Origin of the sequence: Enterobacter sp. GD03975 (genome assembly GCF_029838645.1) — a bacterium.
GTDB lineage: Bacteria > Pseudomonadota > Gammaproteobacteria > Enterobacterales > Enterobacteriaceae > Enterobacter > Enterobacter quasihormaechei.
Genome location: NZ_JAOBZC010000005.1, coordinates 100,380 through 120,067, shown reverse-complemented (window position 1 = coordinate 120,067; position 19,688 = coordinate 100,380). Strand labels below are relative to the sequence as shown.

Genomic DNA, 19,688 nt, shown 5'->3' with positions numbered 1-19,688 from the left:
CTCTTCATTCCGGAGGTTTTATGCTGCTTCACGTACTCTATCTCATTGGCATTACCGCAGAAGCCATGACCGGCGCGCTCGCTGCCGGACGTCGCCGTATGGACACCTTCGGCGTGATCATTATTGCCACAGCCACTGCGCTCGGCGGCGGGTCCGTACGCGATATCCTGCTTGGCCATTATCCACTCGGCTGGGTCAAAAACCCTGAGTACGTCATTATCGTGGCAACGGCAGCCGTACTCACCACGATTGTGGCTCCGGTGATGCCTCATCTGCGCCGCTTATTCCTCGTGCTTGATGCGCTTGGGCTGATTGTTTTTTCCATCATTGGTGCGCAAATCGCTCTCGATATGGGTGAAGGCCCGGTTATCGCCACCATTGCGGCGGTGATTACGGGCGTGTTTGGCGGGGTGCTGCGCGATATGTTCTGTAAACGTATCCCGCTGGTTTTCCAGAAGGAACTGTATGCCGGAATCTCCTTTGCCGCCGCAGTGCTGTATGTTGCCTTGCAGCACTATGTCACCAGTCACGATGTGGTGGTTATCTCCACGCTGCTGTTTGGTTTCACCGCGCGCATGCTCGCATTGCGCCTGAAGCTTGGCCTGCCCGTTTTTCATTACAAACACAATGCGCATTAATGTCAGAACGGGCAGGCGCCGGATTATCAGTTACTCGAATAGGTGTAGCCGTAGTGATGATAGCCGTAGCCGTAAGCGTTGCTTGCCCGCTTAATGACGCCGTTCAGGATAACCCCTTTGGTGTTGACGCCGCTCTGCTCCAGGCGTTGTACGCAGATTAAAATCCACCAATGTGCTGTGCGGCCAGCCACCTCGCCAGCGCATCAATCTGCGGCTGATGCAGCCAGTCTACGATCTGACGGGCCTTCTCCTGTCCGGTACCCGGCAGCCTCCGCCACTCCGCTTCGCTTCGTTGAACCAACGCCTGCCAGGAGCGATCCCCTGCCGCCTTCAGCGTTGACCGGGACAACGGTATTCCCATCGCGGCGATCCAGCGGATAAAAGGACGCTCCCGCGCCAGGTTAAACTGATGCCATAGCGCAGCGCCATGCGTTGCCGATATCCCTGGCGTCGCAGCGAGCTGCGCCTGCGTGAGCTGTAGCCAGGAGAAGAGATGCTCAAACCGATGCGCCTGATAGAGGTTACGCCACCCCGATTCGCCCATCCCTTTGATATCTAACGCCTGGCTGGAGCTTAGCCACGTCAGCCGGGCAAAAAATTGCTCCATGCATTCCGGCGAGGCGTAGAAACAGGTTAAGCCGTTATAGTGCGATGAGGGCGGCTGTGGTTTATGGCGATCCACATTGCGCCATACCACCTTATCCAGCCGGGGAATACCTTGTCCCGCCAGGCTTACCAGCACCTGATCGCCGGGCGCAATATCCAGCATCTGCCAGCGGTTGACCGACCCCAGGTTCACGCGCTGTACACGTTTATCGTCGAGCATAAGCGGCTCAAGCTGCGCAATCGCCGTGATCCGCCCGGTACGGCCAACGGTAAAATGAATGGCTTTGACTTCCGTCACCTGGGCCACAGGACGATATTTCCACGCGATGACCCAGTTCCCTTCACCCGGCAGCCACTGCTCACCCGGCGGCTCTGCCGAGGCGCGAACCACAATGCCATCCGTGGCAAAGGGTAACGAAGCCTTAAACCAGGCCGTCTGCTGCGCTTCCACGTCAGCCGCGTTTTTAACCGGCAAGGTATAACGCGCAGTCAGGGTAAAACCGGCCTTTGCCAGCGCGGAAAGGCGTGCTTTCATCATTTTTGGACCGTTCGGCCAGGCCCAGATAAAAATGCCTGTCTGCTTCAGCGCTGCGCGATCGGTTGCGCGCATCATCGCTCCCGCCACCTTCGCTCGCGCATTCATACCGCCCATCTGCTGTTGAATATGCCCCTCGCGAAGCAGAAAAAGTTCACCCTGCAATACGCTGTTGGCAAGCGGCCCGGAAAGCGTTTGCGGGATAGCGGGGATCATTCGCGCCTGAGCCGTCCAATCTTCCCCCTGCAAACCGTCGCCGCGGCTGATGGCCTGCACCAGCCTGCCGTTTTTGTAGACCAGGGTGACCGCTACGCCATCCACCTTTGGCTGCACCCAGAGATCCTGCTGCGCGGCCATCCAGCGGCTAAGCCCCTGCTGGCTATCTGCCTTATGCACGCCGGTATGGGCGAAGGGGTGCTTCACCGTCCCGCTGGCGGCAGGGAGATCGTCGTGCAGCGGCTCATCGTGAAAACAGCGCTGCCACTGTTTTAATCGGGCGTTAAGCCTGTCGTAAACGTCGTCGCTCACCTCGCTGCTGCCCTGCTTCCAGTAAGCATCATTCCAGCGGGCCAGCTGCGCCTTCAGGGCCGCGATCTCCTGCCCGGCCTTCGATGGCGACCAGACCGGGCAGATTGCCATTGCCCCGCTGCTTAAGAAGAACATCAGTATGCTTATCCATCTCACCATTATCATCCCTCCCGGTTTTGCGAAGGGTATACCCTGCCCAAGAGCCGCAGACCAGCGGCAAAAAGGCATTTTACGAGCGTGCTTCAGCGCATTGTTTTTATTGCAGCAAAAGGAGGGTAAAACCTGAAAACGGCACGCAAAATCAATAATCCAGGGGAAAAAGTGTGACAAAGGCTACGTCACACAGCGGCGACGTGTATAATAAGCCCGTATGTAGGACTTCTTCGTTAACACATACAAAAGACTCTCATGGCTCAAGGCACGCTTTATATTGTTTCTGCCCCTAGTGGCGCGGGTAAATCCAGCCTTATTCAGGCACTGTTAAAAACCCAACCGTTGTACGATACGCAGGTTTCTGTTTCTCACACCACGCGGGCACCGCGTCCGGGTGAAGTGCACGGTGAACACTATTTCTTTGTGAATCACGATGAATTCAGGGCGATGATTGGCAGAGACGCGTTTCTTGAACACGCTGAAGTTTTCGGTAACTACTACGGAACCTCGCGTGAAACCATTGAGCAGGTTCTGGCGACCGGCGTGAACGTGTTCCTGGATATCGACTGGCAGGGCGCGCAGCAAATTCGCAAGAAAATGCCTGATTCGCGCAGTATCTTTATTTTACCGCCATCGAAAGATGAGCTGGATCGCCGCCTGCGTGGCCGCGGCCAGGACAGCGAAGAAGTTATCGCAAAGCGTATGGCCCAAGCTGTTGCAGAAATGAGCCATTACGCGGAATATGATTACCTTATTGTGAATGATGATTTTGATGCCGCGCTGAGCGATCTCAAAACTATCCTTCGCGCAGAACGTCTGCGTATGAGCCGCCAGAAGCAGCGTCATGACGCATTAATCACCAAACTGTTGGCAGACTGAACCCACTTTCAGTATCATGCCCAGTCATTTCTTCACCTGTGGAGCATTTTAAGTATGGCACGCGTAACTGTTCAGGACGCTGTAGAGAAAATTGGTAACCGTTTTGACCTGGTGCTGGTCGCCGCGCGTCGCGCTCGTCAGATGCAGGTAGGCGGTAAAGATCCGCTGGTACCGGAAGAAAACGATAAAACCACCGTTATTGCACTTCGCGAAATCGAAGAAGGTCTGATCAACAACCAGATCCTCGACGTGCGTGAGCGCCAGGAGCAGCAAGAGCAGGAAGCCGCTGAATTACAAGCTGTTACCGCTATTGCTGAAGGTCGTCGTTAATTAAACCTGCGGGTCGCCCTTGTATCTGTTTGAAAGCCTGAATCAACTGATTCAAACCTACCTGCCTGAAGACCAGATTAAGCGTCTTCAGCAGGCGTATCTCGTTGCACGTGACGCTCACGAGGGCCAGACACGTTCAAGCGGTGAACCTTACATCACGCACCCGGTAGCGGTAGCCTGTATTCTGGCCGAGATGAAACTCGACTACGAAACGCTGATGGCCGCCCTGCTGCATGACGTGATCGAAGATACCCCTGCCACCTACCAGGATATGGAACAGCTGTTTGGCAAAAGCGTTGCCGAGCTGGTGGAAGGGGTCTCTAAGCTTGATAAGCTGAAATTCCGCGACAAGAAAGAGGCGCAAGCCGAAAACTTTCGCAAGATGATCATGGCGATGGTGCAGGATATCCGCGTCATTCTGATCAAACTTGCTGACCGCACCCACAATATGCGCACGCTGGGCTCACTTCGCCCGGATAAACGTCGCCGCATCGCCCGTGAAACCCTCGAAATCTACAGTCCGCTGGCGCACCGTTTAGGTATACATCACATTAAAACCGAGCTGGAAGAGCTGGGTTTTGAGGCGTTGTACCCGAACCGCTATCGCGTGATTAAAGAGGTGGTGAAAGCCGCTCGCGGCAACCGTAAAGAGATGATTCAAAAGATCCTCTCTGAAATCGAAGGGCGTTTGCGGGAAGCCGGTATTCCGTGCCGCGTGAGCGGTCGCGAAAAGCATTTGTACTCTATCTACTGCAAAATGGTGCTCAAAGAGCAGCGTTTTCACTCGATCATGGATATTTACGCGTTTCGCGTGATCGTCCATGACTCAGACACCTGCTATCGCGTGCTGGGGCAGATGCACAGCCTGTACAAGCCACGTCCGGGGCGCGTCAAAGATTACATTGCCATTCCAAAAGCGAACGGATATCAATCTTTGCACACCTCCATGATTGGCCCGCACGGTGTCCCTGTTGAGGTACAAATTCGTACCGAAGACATGGATCAAATGGCAGAGATGGGTGTCGCGGCGCACTGGGCCTATAAAGAGCACGGTGGCGAAAGCAGCACTACCGCGCAAATCCGCGCCCAGCGCTGGATGCAGAGCCTGCTGGAGCTGCAACAGAGTGCAGGTAGCTCGTTTGAATTTATCGAGAGCGTTAAATCCGATCTCTTCCCGGATGAGATTTACGTTTTCACGCCGGAAGGGCGTATTGTCGAACTGCCTGCGGGCGCGACACCGGTCGACTTCGCGTACGCCGTGCATACCGATATCGGCCATGCCTGCGTAGGTGCCCGCGTCGACAGACAGCCTTACCCGCTCTCCCAGCCGCTCTTCAGCGGACAGACGGTAGAAATTATTACCGCGCCGGGCGCACGGCCTAACGCCGCCTGGCTGAACTTTGTCGTGAGCTCAAAAGCGCGCGCAAAAATCCGCCAGCTGCTGAAAAACCTCAAGCGTGACGACTCCGTCAGCCTGGGGCGCCGTCTGCTCAATCACGCGCTGGGTGGCAGCCGCAAACTGGCTGAAATCCCGCCAGAGAACATTCAGCATGAGCTGGAGCGTATGAAGCTCGCCTCGCTGGATGACCTGCTGGCTGAGATTGGCCTCGGCAACGCCATGAGCGTGGTCGTGGCGAAGAACCTGCAACAGGGCGAAACGACAGCCGTTCCAGCTAACGCACAAAATCATGGTCACCTGCCGATCAAAGGCGCTGACGGGGTGCTCATCACCTTCGCCAAATGCTGCCGTCCTATCCCGGGCGACCCGATTATTGCGCACGTCAGCCCAGGTAAAGGGCTGGTGATCCACCACGAATCCTGCCGCAACATCCGTGGCTACCAGAAAGAGCCTGAGAAGTTCATGGCGGTCGAGTGGGATAAAGAGACGGCGCAGGAATTTATTACTGAAATCAAGGTGGATATGTTTAACCACCAGGGTGCACTAGCGAACCTGACGGCAGCGATCAACACGGCCTCGTCCAACATTCAGAGCCTGAATACGGAAGAAAAAGATGGCCGCGTTTACAGCGCCTTTATTCGCCTGACCGCCCGTGACCGCGTGCATCTGGCGAATATTATGCGCAAGATCCGCGTGATGCCGGACGTCATTAAAGTCACCCGAAACCGAAACTAGCATTATGAATTCAAAACGTTACGAGCGAATCTGCGAAATGCTCGCCAGGCGTCAGCCTGATCTGACGGTCTGCATGGAGCAGGTCCATAAACCTCATAACGTCTCTGCTATCGTTCGCACCGCAGATGCCGTCGGCGTGCATGAAGTACACGCCGTCTGGCCAGGCGCACGTATGCGTACCATGGCCTCCACCGCCGCAGGCAGCAACAGCTGGGTATCCGTTAAAACGCACCAGAGCATTGGTGAAGCGGTCTCGCACCTGAAAGGGCGTGGTATGCAGGTTCTGGCAACCAACCTCTCTGCTAAAGCCGTGGATTTCCGTGAGATCGACTATACCCGTCCAACCTGTATTTTAATGGGCCAGGAGAAAACGGGGATCACGCAGGAAGCTCTGGAACTGGCCGATCGGGACATCATCATTCCGATGATCGGCATGGTCCAGTCGCTCAACGTGTCGGTCGCCTCTGCGCTGATTCTGTACGAAGCGCAGCGCCAGCGTCAGAACGCCGGAATGTACGAGCGCAGCAACAGCATGCTGCCGGAAGATGAGCAGCAGCGCCTGCTGTTTGAAGGTGGCTATCCGGTGCTGGCTCGCGTTGCGAAGCAGAAGAAATTGCCTTACCCCCACGTCAACGCGCAGGGCGAAATTGAAGCCGATGCCGAGTGGTGGTCCACCATGCAGTACGCAGGGTAAAAGATGAAAGGCCGCCTGCTGGACGCCATACCGCTCAACAGCCTGACGGGCGTGGGTGCGGCACAAAGCAGTAAACTGGCCAAAATTGGCCTGCACACCGTGCAGGATCTCCTGCTCCACCTCCCCCTGCGTTACGAAGACCGCACCCAGCTTTATAAGATTGGCGATCTGCTGCCTGCCATCTACGCCACCGTTGAAGGGGAAGTGCTGAACTGCAACATCACCTTTGGCGGACGCAGGATGATGACCTGCCAGATCAGCGACGGGACCGGCATTCTTACCCTGCGCTTTTTCAACTTCAGCGCGGCGATGAAAAACAGCCTTGCCACGGGACGACGCGTGCTTGCGTACGGCGAAGCGAAACGTGGCAAATACGGCGCGGAGATGATCCACCCGGAATACCGCGTGCAGGGCGATCTTAGCTCACCTGAGCTACAGGAGACGCTCACGCCGGTCTATCCGACTACCGAGGGCATTAAGCAGGCAACGCTGCGCAAGCTCACCGACCAGGCGCTGGAGCTGCTCGATACCTGCGCCATTAACGAGCTGCTGCCACCGGAGCTGGCGCAGGGCATGATGAGCCTGCCGGAGGCGTTACGCACCCTGCACCGTCCACCGCCAACGCTTCAGCTTATTGATTTAGAAAGCGGTAAACACCCCGCTCAACGGCGTCTTATCCTTGAGGAATTACTGGCTCATAACCTGAGCATGCTGGCACTGCGCGCAGGTGCGCAGCGCTTCCACGCGCAGCCATTAAGCCAGCGCGATGAACTCAAGGATAAGCTGCTGGCCTCACTCCCGTTTAAACCCACCGGCGCACAGGCGCGGGTCACCGCCGAGATTGAACGCGATATGGCGCTTGACGTGCCGATGATGCGCCTGGTGCAGGGCGATGTCGGTTCCGGTAAAACGCTGGTCGCCGCGCTGGCCGCGTTACGCGCCATCGCCCACGGCAAGCAGGTGGCGCTGATGGCGCCGACGGAACTGCTGGCCGAGCAGCATGCCAACAATTTCCGTAACTGGTTCGCCCCGCTGGGCATCGAAGTGGGCTGGCTGGCCGGGAAGCAGAAGGGCAAAGCGCGCCTTGCGCAGCAGGAAGCCATTGCCAGCGGGCTGGTGCAGATGATTGTCGGCACGCACGCTATTTTCCAGGAACAGGTGCAGTTTAACGGCCTGGCGTTGGTCATTATCGACGAACAGCACCGTTTTGGTGTGCATCAGCGTCTGGCGCTGTGGGAGAAAGGCCTGCAACAGGGCTTCCATCCGCATCAGCTGATCATGACCGCCACGCCTATCCCGCGCACCCTGGCGATGACGGCCTATGCCGATCTGGATACCTCCACTATCGACGAACTGCCGCCGGGCCGTACGCCGGTGACCACGGTCGCCATTCCGGACACGCGCCGCAGCGACATTATTGACCGTGTGCGCAACGCCTGCACGCAGGAAGGCCGCCAGGCTTACTGGGTCTGTACCCTGATTGAAGAGTCTGAGCTGCTGGAAGCCCAGGCCGCCGAAGCCACGTGGGAAGAGCTGAAGCTCGCCCTGCCGGAGCTGAACGTTGGTCTGGTGCACGGGCGCATGAAGCCCGCCGAGAAGCAGGCGGTGATGCAGTCGTTCAAGCAGGGTGAGCTGCATTTGTTGGTCGCCACGACGGTCATTGAAGTGGGCGTGGACGTGCCAAACTCCAGCCTGATGATTATTGAGAACCCGGAGCGCCTGGGTCTTGCGCAGCTCCACCAGCTGCGAGGCCGCGTGGGCCGTGGCGCGATCGCTTCTCACTGCGTACTGCTCTACAAAGCCCCGCTGTCGAAAACCGCGCAGATGCGGTTGCAGGTCTTACGCGACAGCAATGACGGCTTCGTCATTGCGCAAAAAGATCTGGAGATCCGCGGCCCGGGCGAACTGCTGGGCACGCGTCAGACGGGTAACGCCGAGTTTAAAGTGGCGGATTTGCTGCGCGATCAGGCCATGATCCCCGAAGTACAACGCCTTGCGCGCCATATTCATGAACGCTACCCCGAACAGGCGGCAGCGTTGATTGAACGCTGGATGCCGGAAACCGAGCGGTATTCCAACGCCTGACGGTCAGCCAAACATCGGCAGCATCAGGTAGAGCTTAATCACCAGCGCGTTGACGATATCAATGAAGAATGCGCCCACCATCGGCACCACCAGGAACGCCATGTGCGACGGGCCGAACCGTTCGGTGATCGCCTGCATGTTGGCGATGGCCGTTGGCGTTGCCCCCAGTCCAAACCCGCAGTGTCCTGCCGCCAGTACCGCCGCATCGTAGTTTTTGCCCATCATCCGCCAGGTGACAAAGATGGCATACAGCGCCATAAACACGGCCTGCACCGCCAGAATCGCCACCATCGGCAGCGCCAGCGAGGCGAGTTCCCACAGCTTGAGGCTCATCAGCGCCATCGCCAGGAACAGCGACAGGCTGACGTTCCCGAGCACGGACACCGCGCGTTCAAAGACGCGGTAGAAGCCCATCTGCGCCAGACCGTTACTCAGGATCACCCCGATAAACAGCACGCAGACAAAGGTTGGCAGTTCGAACGCCGTTCCCGCCAGCCATTGCGCAACGATTTTGCCCACGGTGAGGCAGATGGCAATCATGGCGATGGTTTCAATCATCACCAGCGAGGTGATGCTGCGGCCAACGTCCGGTTTTTCAAACGCGGTCGGGACCATTTCATCGTCTGGTCTGCCTTCCGGCGTGGTGGAGTGCTTCACCAGATAGCGCGCCACCGGGCCACCAATCAGGCCGCCAAGCACCAGACCAAAGGTCGCGCAGGCCATCGCCACTTCCGTTGCGTTTTCAAAGCCATAGCGTTCGATGAACAGCTTGCTCCACGCCGCGCCCGTTCCGTGGCCGCCTGAGAGGGTAATCGACCCCGCCAGCAGGCCCATCAGCGGATCCAGCCCCAGCAGCGACGCCATACCGATGCCGATGGCGTTTTGCATCAGCAGCAGGCCCACCACGACAATCAGAAAAACGCCCAGCACCTTGCCGCCCGAACGCAGGCTTGCCAGGTTGGCGTTCAGGCCGATAGTGGCAAAGAAGGCCAGCATCAACGGATCTTTCAGGGACATATCAAAATCGATTTCCCAGCCCATGCTTTTTTTCAGCACCAGCAGGGCCAGCGCCACCAGTAATCCACCGGCGACGGGTTCAGGAATGGTGTACTTTTTCAGAAAGGAAACACTGTGTACCAGCTTGCGACCAAGCAGAAGAACCAGCGTTGCGGCAACAAGGGTCGACAACGTATCGAGATGAATCATAGAAGGCTCCTGTTATGCGCGTGTTCCATACACACGCGGCGTTATCCTGGGCCGGGTGATGCTCGTCATGAGCCGCCGGCGCGAAAAGTGTAATTTTTTTTTCCTGTTGGTTGTAGAAAACCTGCTCACACCGGCAGATTTTCTCTCTTTTTTTTGCTGGCAATCGTTTGCTTTTACCAGGTGGTCAGCTAAAATGCCCGCTTTTCCACCGTGGGATTGCCGCCGATGTCTGTTAACACTCTGGAGTCTTCTGATGCGCAACCGATTGCGCAGAAGCAAAACAGCGAACTGATTTACCGCCTTGAAGATCGTCCCCCGCTGCCTCAAACCCTCTTTGCCGCCTGTCAGCACCTACTGGCGATGTTCGTGGCGGTCATCACGCCGGCGCTGCTGATTTGCCAGGCGCTGGGGTTACCGGCACAGGATACGCAGCACATCATCAGTATGTCTCTGTTCGCCTCCGGCGTGGCCTCCATCATACAAATTAAAGCCTGGGGTCCGATGGGGTCTGGGCTACTGTCGATTCAGGGCACCAGCTTTAACTTTGTGGCACCGCTGATCATGGGCGGTACGGCGCTGAAAACCGGCGGCGCGGACGTGCCGACCATGATGGCGGCGCTTTTCGGCACCCTGATGTTGGCAAGCTGCACGGAGATGATTATCTCCCGCGTTCTGCACCTGGCGCGCCGGGTGATCACCCCGCTGGTCTCCGGCGTGGTGGTGATGATTATCGGCCTGTCGCTGATTCAGGTAGGCCTGACCTCCATCGGGGGCGGCTACGCGGCAATGAGCGACCATACCTTTGGCGCCCCGAAAAACCTGCTGCTGGCAGGCGTGGTGCTGGCGATCATTATTCTGCTCAACCGCCAGCGTAACCCGTACCTGCGCGTTGCATCACTGGTGATCGCCATGGCGGCCGGTTACCTGCTGGCGTGGGCGCTGGGTATGCTGCCGGAAAACACCGCGCCGACCAACAGCGCGCTGATTACCGTGCCAACGCCGCTCTACTACGGCCTGGGCATTGACTGGAGTCTGCTGCTGCCGCTGATGCTGGTCTTTATGATCACCTCGCTGGAAACCATCGGCGATATCACCGCCACCTCCGACGTTTCCGAGCAGCCGGTCTCTGGCCCGCTGTACATGAAACGCCTCAAAGGCGGCGTGCTGGCAAACGGGCTGAACTCGTTTGTCTCGGCGGTATTCAACACTTTCCCGAACTCCTGCTTTGGCCAGAACAACGGCGTGATCCAGCTGACCGGCGTGGCCAGCCGCTACGTGGGCTTCGTGGTGGCGCTGATGCTGGTCGTCCTCGGGCTGTTCCCGGCAGTGAGCGGGTTTGTGCAGCACATTCCTGAGCCGGTACTGGGCGGCGCGACGCTGGTCATGTTTGGCACCATTGCCGCCTCCGGCGTGCGTATCGTCTCCCGCGAGCCGCTGAACCGCCGCGCAATCATGATTATCGCGCTGTCGCTCGCCGTGGGTCTGGGCGTCTCCCAGCAGCCGATGATTTTGCAGTTTGCTCCGGACTGGGTGAAAAACCTGCTCTCTTCCGGCATCGCCGCGGGCGGTATTACCGCTATCGTGCTGAACCTCGTTTTCCCGCCTGAAAAGAACTGATCCCCCTCACGGCAGGCTGTCAATGCCTGCCGTGACACCTCTTTACACCATTCCCGCCTTGAGCATTGCGCATAAATCGTGCATAACTCCTTTATGTACGTTTCGCGGGAAGGAAGACCATGAAATTTATTGGAAAGCTGCTCATCTATCTTCTGGTAGCCCTGCTCATCGTAGTGCTCGCCTTTTATTTTCTGCTCCAGACCCGCTGGGGCGCATCGCAGGTCAGCAGCTGGATCACGATGAATACCGATTACGAGCTCAACTTTGACCTGATGGATCACCGATTTTCATCCCCTTCTCACATCCTTCTGGAAAACGTCACCTTCGGACGAGATGGCAAACCGGCCACGCTGGTCGCTAAAAAGGTGGATATCGGCTTAAGCAGTCGCCAAATCACCGACCCGCTGCACGTAGACGCCATCACCCTGTCCGACGGCACGCTGAACTTATCGCCGCAGACAGCGCCGCTGCCGTTCCAGGCCGACCGTCTGCAACTGAATAACATGGCCTTTAACAGCCCGAACACGGCGTGGGATCTCAGCGCGCAAAAGGTTACGGGCGGCGTCAGCCCGTGGCAGCCCGAGGCGGGTAACGTGCTGGGGAAAAACGCGCGCATTCAGATGAGCGCCGGCTCGCTCACGCTCAACGGCATACCGGCGAATAACGTGCTGATTCAGGGGCAGCTGAACGGCAATGAGGTGGTGCTTAACACCATAGGCGCCGATATGGGGCGCGGCTCCCTGACGGGCTCTGCCCAGCGTAATACCGATGGCAGCTGGGTGATTGATACCCTGCGTCTGAATGAGATCCGCATGCAGAGCGACAAATCGCTGCTGGATTTCTTCGCCCCAATCGTCACCCTGCCTTCGTTACAGATTGGGCGGCTGGACGTGACCGATGCCCGTCTACAGGGGCCTGACTGGGCGGTAACCGACCTCGATCTCAGCCTGCGTAACCTCACCCTGAGTAAAGGTGACTGGCAGAGCCAGGAGGGACGGTTATCCATGAACGCCAGCGAGTTTATTTACGGCTCGCTGCACCTGTTTGATCCCATCCTGAACGCGGAATTCTCGCCTCAGGGCATTGCGCTGCGTCAGTTCACCTCCCGCTGGGAAGGGGGCATGGTGCGCACCTCCGGCAACTGGCTGCGCGAGGGTCAGGCGCTGGTGCTGGATGACGTTGCCATTGCCGGGCTGGAATATACGCTTCCGGAAAACTGGAAAACGCTGTGGATGGATCCGCTCCCGGCATGGCTGAACAGCGTGACGCTGAAAAAATTTGGCCTGAGCCGCAACCTGGTGATCGACATCGATCCTGCCTTCCCGTGGCAGATCACCTCCCTTGACGGTTATGGCGCGAATCTGCGGCTGGCGAAAGATCGCAAATGGGGCATATGGGGCGGTAACGCAACCCTGAACGGCGCGGCAGCAACCTTTAACCGCGTCGACGTGCGACGCCCGTCGCTGGCGCTGAATGCCAACGCCGCGACGGTAAATATTACCGACCTGAGCGCCTTTACCGAGAAAGGGATCCTGGAAGCGACCGCCACCGTGTCACAGCTGCCCCAGCGGCAAACCACCGTGAGCCTGAACGGGCGCGGCGTACCGCTCAACGTATTGCAGCAGTGGGGCTGGCCAGCGCTGCCGATTGCGGGGGACGGCAATATTCAGCTCACCGCCAGCGGCAGCGTGCAGGCGAATGCGCCACTGAAGCCGACGGTGAATGGGAAGCTGAGCGCGGTAAATATGGATAAACAGCAGGTGCAGCAGACGATGACCGGCGGCGTGGTTGCAACGCCTGTGCAATAAACAAGCCGGGTGGCGGCTACGCCTTACCCGGCCTACGAGGTTTTGGTTCCCTCTCCCACGGGAAGAGGGTTTGGGTGAGGGCATCAAACATCATGATTACCGTAGGCCCGGTAAGCGAAGCGCCACCGGGCTTTTTTACGGCTCAGAGGTGAACCACCACCTCATCCCCCTCGGCTTTCACCACCACGCCCCACTCGCTGCCCGCGTGCGAGCCGCCCTTCACGCCGCCGACCTTCTGCACGTTGCGCAAGCAAACGGACCAGTTACGCGCCTCGCCTGCGCCCGTAAAGGTGACGATGTCGCCCTGACGTGACGCCTTCAGCGTAAACAACACCGAGCCGTCCGCGGCCGGCACCTCGCTCAACGCCGTTGCGCCATCGCTCAGGTTAAAGAGCTGGAAGGCTGTCCCCTCGTGCCACGCGTAGTCCGGCTTCTGGCTATTATTGCCCAGCGCCAGAAGGGTATTGTCACGCACATAGACCGGCAGGCTCATAAAATCGTGCTGCTGCTTATGCCAGCGGCTGCCCGCGATCTCGTCGTTGTGCCACAGGTGGGTCCAGCGGCCTTCCGGCAGGTAGAACTGCACGTCGCCCGCCTCGGAGAACACCGGAGCGACCATCAGGGCATCCCCCAGCATGTACTGACGGTCGAGGTAATCGCACGCCGGATCGTCCGGGAACTCCAGCATCATCGCGCGCAGCATCGGCGTGCCGAACTCGCGGGCCAGCGCCGCCTGACGGTACAGGTACGGCATCAGCTGACATTTCAGCTGGGTGAAGTGGCGCACCACGTCGCAGGACTGGTCATCGTACGCCCACGGCACACGGTAGGATTTGCTGCCGTGCAGGCGGCTGTGGCTGGAGAACAGCCCGAACGCGCACCAGCGTTTATAGACGTGCGCCGGAGCGGTGTTTTCGAACCCGCCGATATCGTGGCTCCAGAACCCGAAGCCGGACAGGCCAATCGACAGCCCACCGCGCAGGCTTTCCGCCATCGATTCGTAGTTGGCGTAGCAGTCGCCGCCCCAGTGTACCGGGAACTGTTGCGCCCCGACGGATGCCGAGCGGGCAAAAAGCACAGCTTCCTCTTCACCCACCGTCTCTTTCAGCACGTCCCACACCAGCTCGTTATAGATGTAGGCGTAATGGTTGTGCATCTTCTGCGGATCGGACCCGTCGAACCACTGGACGTCCGTCGGGATGCGCTCGCCGAAGTCGGTCTTGAAGCAGTCGACGCCGATATCCACCAGGCCTTTCAGCTTGTCGGCATACCACCGGCACGCGTCCGGATTGGTGAAGTCATAAATCGCCAGCCCCGGCTGCCATTTGTCCCACTGCCAGAGGGAGCCGTCCGGACGCTTGAGCAGGTAGCCCTTCTCTTTCAGCTCCCGGAAGATCGGCGACTTCTGGCCGATGTATGGGTTGATCCACACGCAGACCTTCAGCCCTTTCTCTTTCAGGCGACGGATCATCCCTTCCGGGTCCGGGAAGGTTACCGGGTCCCACTCAAAATCACACCACTGGAAGGCCTTCATCCAGAAGCAGTCGAAGTGGAACACGTGCAGCGGCAGGTCGCGCTCAGCCATACCGTCGATAAAGCTGTTGACCGTCGCTTCATCGTAGTTGGTGGTGAACGACGTGGTCAGCCACAGGCCGAACGACCACGCAGGCGGCAGCGCCGGACGCCCGGTGAACTGCGTATAGCGGTTGAGCACCGCTTTCGGCGTCGGGCCGTCGATCACGAAATACTCCAGATATTCCCCTTCCACGCTGAACTGCACTTTGGACACCTTTTCGGAGCCGACTTCAAACGAGACGTTTTCCGGGTGATTCACCAGCACGCCGTAGCCGCGGTTGGTCAGGTAGAACGGGATATTTTTGTAGGACTGCTCGGTGCTGGTGCCGCCGTCGCGGTTCCAGGTTTCGACCGTCTGGCCGTTGCGCACCAGGGCGGTAAAGCGCTCGCCCAGACCGTAGACCGTTTCCCCCACGCCGAGATCCAGCCGCTCGAACACGTAATTGCGGTCGGTGTTGCTGTCCTGCACATAGCCGTTGTTTTTCAGCTGGCTGCCGGTAATGCGCTGGCCGTTGCGCAGGAAATCCAGCGCCCAGAACTCGCCTTTGGTGACGCGCACGCTGACGCTGCCGCTTTTCAGCTCGGCAAAGTCGGCGTTGTTTTCAATCTCGACCTTCACGTCTTTCAGAACGTTCAGCGGATAGTGCGGGCCGTTATTCAGCGCACCCTGGAAATGCTCAATGCGCACCCCGACAATCCCTTCCTGCGGAGCAAACAGGCGCACAGTGAACATCAACGTGTCGAGTTGCCAGGTGCGTTCGCGCACGTCACGCGGCGCCACATACACCACCAGGTCATTGCCCTGCTGCTCCACGTCGAACACCTGAACCGGATACGTCACGTTCAGGCCCGGTTGAATAAGCCAGTTTCCATCACTGATTTTCATGCTTTCGTCCTCTTAGTTCTGCAATTCTTTACTGACCGGCAGGTTTTCAAAATCCTGCTGATTGCGGCGAGCGCCCTGCGCCAGCTCGCTCAGGATTTTGGTCAGGAAGGGGGTTTTCAGCGTGTAGTAGCGTTTGGCGATGATGGCGCTCAGCACGTAGCAGATCGCCGGCGCCAGCGTAAACAGGCCGATAATGATGCTGATGGTCGCGCTGTTCTGGGTTTTGGCCGCCGCGTCGTAGCCGCCGCCTGCCAGCATCCAGCCAATCATCGCTCCGCCCAGCGCCAGGCCGAGCTTCAGCACGAACAGCGTGCCCGCAAAGCTGATGCCGGTCAGGCGTTTGCCGTTGGTCCATTCGCCGTAGTCGACGGTATCGGACATCATCACCCACTGAATTGGCGTCACCAGCTGGTGCAGCACGCCGATGACGAAGATAAAGGCGAACATCAGCACGGTGGCATGCATCGGCACGAAGAACATCGCCACGCTGACCACCGCCAGCGCGGTGTTGGTCCACCAGAAGATGCTGACCTTGCACTTCCAGTCGGTGAGCGGTTTCGCCAGTGCGGAGCCAATCAGGTTGCCGACGCAGTAGGTGGTGAGGAACGCGACGAACACTTCCGGCGAGCCCATGATCCAGGTGCAGTAGTACATCATCGCGCCGCCGCGCACGCAGACGGCGAGGATGTTGAGGATGGTCAGCACGCCGACGATGCGCCACTGGTCGTTTTGCCAGATATCGCGCAGATCTTCCCGCATGGAGGTGGTGCTCGGCGGCACCTGAATGCGCTCTTTGGTAGTAAAGAAGCAGAACGCCAGCATCAGGAACGCGACCACCGACAGCACGGCGATCCCGCCCTGAAAACCGAACGCCTTATCGTCGCCGCCGATCAGGTTCACCAGCGGCATCATCAGCACCGTGGAGAGCATGCCGCCCGCCGTCGCCAGCACAAAGCGCCAGGATTGCAGGGAGATGCGCTGCGTCGGGTCGTTGGTGATCACCCCGCCCAGCGCGCAGTACGGGATGTTGACCACGGTATAAAGCAGGGTCAGCAGCGTGTAGGTGATAGCGGCGTAAACCATTTTGCCGTTGAGGCTGAGGTCCGGCGTGGTGTAGGCCAGCACGCAGACGATGCCGAACGGAATGGCGCCGAACAAAATCCACGGGCGGAACTTGCCCCAGCGGCTGCGGGTGCGGTCGGCGATCAGCCCCATGCACGGGTCGGAGATCGCATCCAGCGCGCGTGCCAGCAGGAACATGGTGCCGACAAACCCGGCGGGAATACCAAAAATATCGGTGTAGAAAAACATCATATAAAGCATAACGTTATCAAAAATGATGTGGCTGGCGGCGTCTCCCATGCCGTAGCCAATCTTCTCTTTTACTGACAGGACTTCGCTCATCTTTTTATCCTTCACGCTGTAGGGGGCGCTGAGACCGGTTACCGTTTTTTAAACCATTGTTTCAGGAGCGGGTATTGCGTTTTCTGGTTAGCAGATTACGTTTCTTGTTTTTTGTGATCGGGATAAAGGTTGGTGAGCACAAAATGCTAACCTGAGGATTTTCTTAAGAATTAGCTGAAACAGGGGGGTTAAGGTCAAAAGAGCGGTGAAAAAAGTGGTGTGGGGTATGTGGTAAATGCCTGAAAGTAGCTATAATGCGCCCGCCTCCATGTAGCAATGCAGGCGCGGAAGATCGTCATCTCCGGTGAGGTGGCTGGACTTCAAATCCAGTTGGGGGCGCCAGCGTTCCCGGGCAGGTTCGACTCCTGTGATCTTCCGCCAAAATTTCAGCAATGAATTGCAATTGCTATCTCAGCCAACTCTTTTCGAACATATCGCCGCCTCGGCTTTCGTAAAATCCATTTGGGGTCAATATGCCAATATGTGTTGGGTATTTTTTATACTGAGAGGTATTTTTACTCCATCTCAAAGACGAATATCCTGCTAAAATCCTATGCCCTATCCATCTATCATCAATTATCTTTGATGATCCAGGAATGTTAATAAGCAACAGGCTTCCCATGAATTTAATCCAATCAGATTCACTCAGCAATTTATTACCATAAGCATGATAAGATCTTCCACTACTATATATCTGAAAATTCATACCCCAGAGAGAGCAAAATTCTTTGAATGCTGATTCAAGTAATTTGCTATCTTTACCACCAAAATCGATTAAAGGGAGATGTAACGTTGAATTTAAAGTTTGGATGTTAGAATTCAGAGACAGCTCTTGTGTATCATCCAAATCCATTAACATATCAAATAGGCTAGATTTATCTAAGTTATATAAAGGTAAATCAAAAACTTCTCTTTCGTCTTTGAAAGATTGTGGATAATATCTGTATCGGCTAAAGCTTAAAATTGTATCAGATGTCAAGATTCCCCAATCATAGTAAGATTTTAACAAATCATAAACCCATAAAATTGGATGCCTATTTATTTTCATATGCCCATAATGATAGGTATTCATTTGATATTTATACCTTTAAGAAGTTGATACATATCCATTGAAAACTGATCTGTCATTCCAGATACAAAATCCACAATGAGATGTACTCTTAAATGCCATTCAGCTTCTTTGCTAAGAGAATCATATTTATCAGAGAAATAACTATCAGACCAGTTCTTATCTTTAATTGAAATTTCAGCAACAGCTGTTTTATAAGCGTTTAAATGTTTATCGGGTAATCTATTAAAGAGCCTTCTTTCTATATGTAATTTACTCTCATTAATTTTTTTAACGTTATTATTCAAGAGGTATAAGAAGTCTTTTTTTGTTAAAGATAAGATCTTTGAATATTCATCTAATATCCCTTTTATTATTGCGAACCCAGATAATTCCATTTTCTCTGCTTCGTAGGAAGTAAAAAGATAAGCTGATGTATAGTTCTTAAGAATTTCAAGCAAGTCATATTCAATTGTACCTTTGGAAATTAATGTATTATTAACATTAAAATTCATGAAATTATAATAATCGTTGACAAAATTTCTAGAGACTTTTTCCACTAAATAATTAGACAGTGATGTTTTGAATGATAAAAAATTGCTTATTGGATAAGTTTTATCTTTAGAATTTAAGCTTCTAATTAATTCATTTATAATTCTAGTATGTTTAACATGCTTACTTTTTAGTATTGAGAGCTCATTAACAACGAAGTTGGAAAAATCTTTAGTACTTATGATTTTCTTCTCAATACCATCTTCAATGTCACTGATGCAGTATGAGATATCATCTGATGCTTCCATTAAAAAACTTAATGGATGCCTTTTATTATGGCTGATTCCAAGCTCGTTCCAAGCGCAGAGAATAATATTTTTTTCACTATCAAAAAAACCAATTTTTTTGCTGAAAGGAGGGGATGGTAAAATATTTTTAGCATCGTCACTTGGGCAATATGTGTATTTTAAAAAGCTTGCTAGCTGACTATATGTCAGATTTAACCCATTTAGCCCGTCTTCTCCTTGAAGTTTAGTTAGAATTCTAAACCCTTGTGGGTTTCCATCAAAGTGATGAAAATCATTTAATAGATAAGAGAACTTTTTTGCTTCTGCTAAGTCATTAATCTCGAAAGCATCTTTTAGCGCAAAATAAATGCCATCAACAGAAGCCCATTCCTTAATCGCTGCCTCACCAAAATGACCAAAAGGAGGATTTCCAATATCATGTGCCAGACATGATATCTCAACCATATTTGCTATAGCCAAGCTATTTTTTGACCAACAATCCCTATCATTTTTCTTTATTTTTCTCGATTTTTCAATCATATCAGTGATTGATGCTACTATATATCTCCCAATATGGGAGACCTCAATGGAATGAGTTAATCTTGAGCGAACAGAAGAGTTACTTTCTAGAGAAAACACCTGTGCTTTTTGTTGCAATCTCCGAAACGCTGCTGAATAAATAAGTCTGGCTCGATCACTTTGTGTGGCTGCAAGCAAAGTTGAATGTTTTGCTACTGAGGGTCGATGGCGATTTGTTGTAAGATATCTTTGCATTATATTCTC

General features: G+C 55.3%; 14 protein-coding genes, 1 tRNA gene and 1 pseudogene. 9 read left to right on the top strand and 7 right to left on the bottom strand.

The genetic code is table 11. The annotated features are described in order from the left end of the window. Positions 1-20: 20 nt before the first annotated feature. Positions 21-638 (top strand): trimeric intracellular cation channel family protein, encoded by a 618-nt coding sequence (locus tag N5C09_RS11465; protein WP_063868767.1) that lies wholly within the window; start codon positions 21-23, stop codon positions 636-638. Between the two features lie 26 nt (positions 639-664). Here the strand turns inward: N5C09_RS11465 and N5C09_RS11460 are convergent. Together N5C09_RS11460 and ligB are read right to left on the bottom strand one after the other, a co-directional pair. Then, a pseudogene (locus tag N5C09_RS11460) lies at positions 665-796 on the bottom strand (hypothetical protein); the annotation flags it as partial. Further along, positions 796-2,466, bottom strand: a complete 1,671-nt coding sequence (gene ligB, locus N5C09_RS11455) for an NAD-dependent DNA ligase LigB (RefSeq protein WP_279749075.1) — start codon at positions 2,464-2,466, stop codon at positions 796-798. The pseudogene N5C09_RS11460 and the gene ligB, both read right to left, overlap by 1 nt. A 249-nt stretch (positions 2,467-2,715) precedes the next feature. Here ligB and gmk point away from each other — a divergent pair, with 249 nt between their 5' ends. Genes gmk through recG form a run of 5 tightly spaced genes read left to right on the top strand, consistent with a single transcriptional unit; the run spans position 2,716 to position 8,582 of the window. Next, complete coding sequence (gene gmk / locus N5C09_RS11450; protein WP_006177710.1) at positions 2,716-3,339, top strand: guanylate kinase; 624 nt, start codon at positions 2,716-2,718, stop codon at positions 3,337-3,339. 54 nt (positions 3,340-3,393) lie between these two features. Beyond that, on the top strand, positions 3,394-3,669 hold the full coding sequence (gene rpoZ / locus N5C09_RS11445; protein ID WP_000135058.1) for a DNA-directed RNA polymerase subunit omega: 276 nt from the start codon (positions 3,394-3,396) through the stop codon (positions 3,667-3,669). Between the two features lie 19 nt (positions 3,670-3,688). Then, a complete protein-coding gene (spoT, locus tag N5C09_RS11440) occupies positions 3,689-5,803 on the top strand; it encodes a bifunctional GTP diphosphokinase/guanosine-3',5'-bis pyrophosphate 3'-pyrophosphohydrolase (RefSeq protein WP_279749074.1) in 2,115 nt (704 codons plus the stop codon). A 4-nt stretch (positions 5,804-5,807) separates the two neighbouring features. After that, positions 5,808-6,497 carry a tRNA (guanosine(18)-2'-O)-methyltransferase TrmH gene (gene trmH / locus N5C09_RS11435; protein WP_063868761.1) on the top strand — a complete coding sequence of 230 codons (690 nt, stop codon included), beginning with the start codon at positions 5,808-5,810 and terminating at the stop codon, positions 6,495-6,497. A 3-nt stretch (positions 6,498-6,500) separates the two neighbouring features. After that, a complete protein-coding gene (recG, locus tag N5C09_RS11430; protein ID WP_279749072.1) occupies positions 6,501-8,582 on the top strand; it encodes an ATP-dependent DNA helicase RecG in 2,082 nt (693 codons plus the stop codon). 3 nt (positions 8,583-8,585) lie between these two features. Here recG and gltS read toward each other — a convergent pair whose 3' ends face one another. Further along, entirely contained in the window at positions 8,586-9,788 is a 1,203-nt protein-coding gene (gltS, locus tag N5C09_RS11425) for a sodium/glutamate symporter (protein ID WP_006812438.1), read from the bottom strand. A gap of 225 nt (positions 9,789-10,013) precedes the next feature. Between gltS and N5C09_RS11420 the strand changes: the two genes are divergently transcribed. Both N5C09_RS11420 and N5C09_RS11415 read left to right on the top strand, forming a co-directional pair. Then, complete coding sequence (locus N5C09_RS11420; protein WP_279749071.1) at positions 10,014-11,405, top strand: uracil-xanthine permease family protein; 1,392 nt, start codon at positions 10,014-10,016, stop codon at positions 11,403-11,405. Positions 11,406-11,524: 119 nt separating this feature from the next. Next, entirely contained in the window at positions 11,525-13,213 is a 1,689-nt protein-coding gene (locus tag N5C09_RS11415) for an AsmA family protein (RefSeq protein WP_279749070.1), read from the top strand. A gap of 142 nt (positions 13,214-13,355) precedes the next feature. Here the strand turns inward: N5C09_RS11415 and yicI are convergent, their stop codons facing one another. Then, entirely contained in the window at positions 13,356-15,674 is a 2,319-nt protein-coding gene (yicI, locus tag N5C09_RS11410; RefSeq protein WP_279749069.1) for an alpha-xylosidase, read from the bottom strand. A gap of 12 nt (positions 15,675-15,686) precedes the next feature. Further along, on the bottom strand, positions 15,687-17,078 hold the full coding sequence (locus N5C09_RS11405; protein ID WP_279749068.1) for a glycoside-pentoside-hexuronide family transporter: 1,392 nt from the start codon (positions 17,076-17,078) through the stop codon (positions 15,687-15,689). A gap of 286 nt (positions 17,079-17,364) precedes the next feature. Here N5C09_RS11405 and N5C09_RS11400 point away from each other — a divergent pair. Then, positions 17,365-17,459, top strand: a tRNA-Sec gene (locus N5C09_RS11400). Positions 17,460-17,484: 25 nt separating this feature from the next. Here N5C09_RS11400 and N5C09_RS11395 read toward each other — a convergent pair. Together N5C09_RS11395 and dgt are read right to left on the bottom strand one after the other, a co-directional pair. Beyond that, positions 17,485-18,150, bottom strand: coding sequence for a hypothetical protein (locus N5C09_RS11395; RefSeq protein ID WP_193032424.1), 666 nt, complete (start codon positions 18,148-18,150; stop codon positions 17,485-17,487). After that, positions 18,147-19,679, bottom strand: a complete 1,533-nt coding sequence (dgt, locus tag N5C09_RS11390) for a dGTPase (RefSeq protein ID WP_279749067.1) — start codon at positions 19,677-19,679, stop codon at positions 18,147-18,149. The genes N5C09_RS11395 and dgt overlap by 4 nt, the downstream gene beginning before the upstream one ends. Between the last annotated feature and the right edge of the window lie 9 nt (positions 19,680-19,688).

Excerpts from the sequence above, each read along its gene's own strand:
- trmH (WP_063868761.1), top strand. The coding sequence starts at position 5,808 with ATGAATTCAAAACGTTACGAGCGAATCTGCGAAATGCTCGCCAGGCGT.
- N5C09_RS11465 (WP_063868767.1), top strand. The coding sequence starts at position 21 with ATGCTGCTTCACGTACTCTATCTCATTGGCATTACCGCAGAAGCCATG.
- N5C09_RS11415 (WP_279749070.1), top strand. The coding sequence starts at position 11,525 with ATGAAATTTATTGGAAAGCTGCTCATCTATCTTCTGGTAGCCCTGCTC.
- N5C09_RS11405 (WP_279749068.1), bottom strand. The coding sequence starts at position 17,078 with ATGAGCGAAGTCCTGTCAGTAAAAGAGAAGATTGGCTACGGCATGGGA.
- ligB (WP_279749075.1), bottom strand. The coding sequence starts at position 2,466 with ATGGTGAGATGGATAAGCATACTGATGTTCTTCTTAAGCAGCGGGGCA.
- dgt (WP_279749067.1), bottom strand. The coding sequence starts at position 19,679 with ATGCAAAGATATCTTACAACAAATCGCCATCGACCCTCAGTAGCAAAA.
- gmk (WP_006177710.1), top strand. The coding sequence starts at position 2,716 with ATGGCTCAAGGCACGCTTTATATTGTTTCTGCCCCTAGTGGCGCGGGT.
- gltS (WP_006812438.1), bottom strand. The coding sequence starts at position 9,788 with ATGATTCATCTCGATACGTTGTCGACCCTTGTTGCCGCAACGCTGGTT.
- N5C09_RS11420 (WP_279749071.1), top strand. The coding sequence starts at position 10,014 with ATGTCTGTTAACACTCTGGAGTCTTCTGATGCGCAACCGATTGCGCAG.
- N5C09_RS11395 (WP_193032424.1), bottom strand. The coding sequence starts at position 18,150 with ATGAATACCTATCATTATGGGCATATGAAAATAAATAGGCATCCAATT.
- yicI (WP_279749069.1), bottom strand. The coding sequence starts at position 15,674 with ATGAAAATCAGTGATGGAAACTGGCTTATTCAACCGGGCCTGAACGTG.
- rpoZ (WP_000135058.1), top strand. The coding sequence starts at position 3,394 with ATGGCACGCGTAACTGTTCAGGACGCTGTAGAGAAAATTGGTAACCGT.
- recG (WP_279749072.1), top strand. The coding sequence starts at position 6,501 with ATGAAAGGCCGCCTGCTGGACGCCATACCGCTCAACAGCCTGACGGGC.